Consider the following 2,453-nt stretch of genomic DNA (forward strand, 5'->3'; position numbering starts at 1 on the left):
CCCTCGCAGCCGCCCGCCGCGCTCAAGTCCTACGAGCCGCCGCCACCAAATTCGGACTATCAAGCCCCCGCCCCCGGTGGCGGAATACGAACCTCCGATTGCAGCAATATGCCGCTGTTGGCCCTTGCGCCCCAGCTTCACCAAGGGCAGACCAGCACCCGCCGTCCCACCCTCGCCTGGTACGTCCCCGGAGACGCGGCGGGGACGCTGGTCATTCAGGTGTTTCGGGGAACCCTGCGCGATCTGGAGCGGGAAACCGAGCCGCCGCTGCTAGACGAAACGCTGACCAGCCGCGCTGGCATCATGACCTGGACAGTGCCGCAGGATCTCACGGTGGGTGAAACCTATGCGTGGCGCGTGGTGCTGGTGTGCGACAGCAATCGCCCATCGCTGAACCTGCGCGATGTGGCGGAGTTTGTGGTGGTTGCGCCGACTGGGGCGCGTTCGGCAGACCCAGTGCGCGATGCCCAGCAGATGGCTGAGGACGGTATCTGGTACGATGCCCTGGCGCTGACCCTCAGTTCGCCCGCGTCGCCACAGATGCGATCGCTCCGCATCGAGATGCTGGAAACCCTGGCAGATCTGGAATCCCGCAGTGATAGTCTGCAAGCTGCCACCCGCGTCCAGGCGTTGCGCCGGATTGTGGAGGTGGAGCGATAGAGCGGGCTGGAAGTTGGGGTTTGGATTTTAGGGCTGGAGTTGAGGGGGGCGATCGCCCCTGTTCCTTGTCCGTTGCACAAGCGCTAGTACACCATCGGGCGGGTGGGGTCGCTGGCGAAGGCAATCCACAGCGGGAATTGCAGCAGCGACAGGTTCACCACATCTTCCGACTCGTCCATGATGATCAGCGGTAGCTGCTTTTGCTTGAGCAGGCGATCGGCCCGCTGAGCCAAAGGTTCCGGCGCTTCAAACAGCACCACCCCCTGATCTGCCCCAAAATCGGCGCGGGAAATGCCCAGACAGTCTTGCAGACCACGCCGCCACTCGCCTAGGCGTTCTGGTGTGTCTGCCAGAATCAGCGTCCGCACTTTGGGGCCATAGAGCTTCCGCAGGATAGAGATAATCGCCGAAGCCACCAGAATGTTTTGCAGGCGCGATCCCATCGTTCGGGTTGCGCCGCGGCCGCCCTGAGTAAAGAACCAGTTGGCGACGCGCTCGGCGTGGACTGGCTCGAAGGTGCGGCGCAGTTGCCAGGCGGGGCCATAATAGTCGGGCGAGGTGCGATACTGCTCCAGCAGTTTGCGGATCTGCCGGGTTTCTTCTTGAAACGCGGGTTCGCCGAATTTAGGCCTGGGGGCGGGTTCTTCGCGCTCTTTTTCCCGCTCACGATCGCGCTCCCGTTCTTGCGGCGGCGGTGCAGACAGTTTCAGGTCATCCGCCAGCGTTACCAGATCTTGCAGGCTGCCCACCAGGTAATCCTTGAAGCCCTGGATGCGGATGGCGATATCTTGCGAACTGCCCGCAAAGGTACTCCGCATTTCGGCGCGAATGCGCTCTTGGCGACGCTCCAACTGTTCCACAGAAACTTGCAGCGCCTGTTTTCGCTGTTCCAACTCGCCCAGACTTTCGCGGGCCAGGCGACCCAGCATTCGCTCGGTGGCCGCAAAATCGGCCTGGAGTTGGGCGATCGCCCGCTTCAGGTCTTGCTCCTGCGCTCTGAGGTCGGCAACCCGTGCGGCGATCGCCGCTGGAGAGTCGTCGTCAGCATCCTTCGAGCAATCGGCGGAGAACTCGGCGGGTGCAGTCGAGCGCGGAGCCTCCAGAGGCGCGACGGCTTCTGCCATCGGTTCCGCATCGGAGGGCAAATCATCGATCCAGTTGCTCGACCCGTTCTCATCCGCTGCGGGCAGGGTCGATTCAGCCCCAGGTTCCGAGGAGAAATCCGAATTAGCCGCCGCATCCGAACTGGCGATCGCCCCGACGCTGCTCTCGTCAACCCTGGGCGGCGGGGTCGCTGGCGACGAGAGGCTGAGCGGCGCAACGGCCCCGTCTGGCATTTCGCTGGCGGGTGTCGTGAAATTCACTCCGGGGGACTGAGAAGACTTCTCCTCGTCCGAGTCAAAAAAATCTGCGTTGGATTCGTCTGGGTTCATGAGGCAAATTACTCGGAAACGGTCGGACAACGCTGCTCCAGGCAGGCTTGTAGCGCTTTGGGGTCAAACAGAATCGGCAAAAAGTGGATGCTGTTCACCTCTTTGAAATAGAAGAGAATGGGCACGGGCGACCAGAAAATCGCCCAGTTTTGCCAGTCCTGATAGGGAAAACGGCGGATGCGCGTTTCGCCGCGAAAAATGTCGAGGGCTATGTCAGTGAAGTGGAGCCGCAGCGTTGCGGTTTGCACCAGCAGGAGCCACACCAGCGGCAGCGCCAGCAGCAGCAGTCCGATGGGCAATCGATAGCTGGGCGCAAGCTGGACAGTATCGGTAGGGGCGATCGCAGAGGGTGAGTTCACG

Annotated in this window: 3 protein-coding genes; 1 reads left to right on the forward strand and 2 read right to left on the reverse strand. The window is 62.2% G+C overall.

Going from position 1 to position 2,453, the window contains the following annotated elements; all coding sequences use genetic code 11:
- On the forward strand, window positions 1–660 hold a 660-nt coding region (locus IGS51_RS01805; protein ID WP_297075203.1), incomplete at its 5' end, for a DUF928 domain-containing protein.
- 83 nt (window positions 661–743) lie between these two features.
- Here IGS51_RS01805 and IGS51_RS01810 read toward each other — a convergent pair.
- Both IGS51_RS01810 and IGS51_RS01815 read right to left on the reverse strand, forming a co-directional pair.
- Window positions 744–2,093 (reverse strand): DUF3086 domain-containing protein, encoded by a 1,350-nt coding sequence (locus IGS51_RS01810; RefSeq protein WP_297075204.1) that lies wholly within the window; start codon window positions 2,091–2,093, stop codon window positions 744–746.
- 8 nt (window positions 2,094–2,101) lie between these two features.
- On the reverse strand, window positions 2,102–2,452 hold the full coding sequence (locus IGS51_RS01815) for a DUF3119 family protein (RefSeq protein WP_297075206.1): 351 nt from the start codon (window positions 2,450–2,452) through the stop codon (window positions 2,102–2,104).
- Between the last annotated feature and the right edge of the window lies 1 nt (window position 2,453).

Source organism: Thermoleptolyngbya sp. M55_K2018_002, from assembly GCF_015295965.1.
GTDB lineage: Bacteria > Cyanobacteriota > Cyanobacteriia > Elainellales > Elainellaceae > Thermoleptolyngbya > Thermoleptolyngbya sichuanensis.

Excerpts from the sequence above, each read along its gene's own strand:
- IGS51_RS01810 (WP_297075204.1), bottom strand. The coding sequence starts at position 2,093 with ATGAACCCAGACGAATCCAACGCAGATTTTTTTGACTCGGACGAGGAG.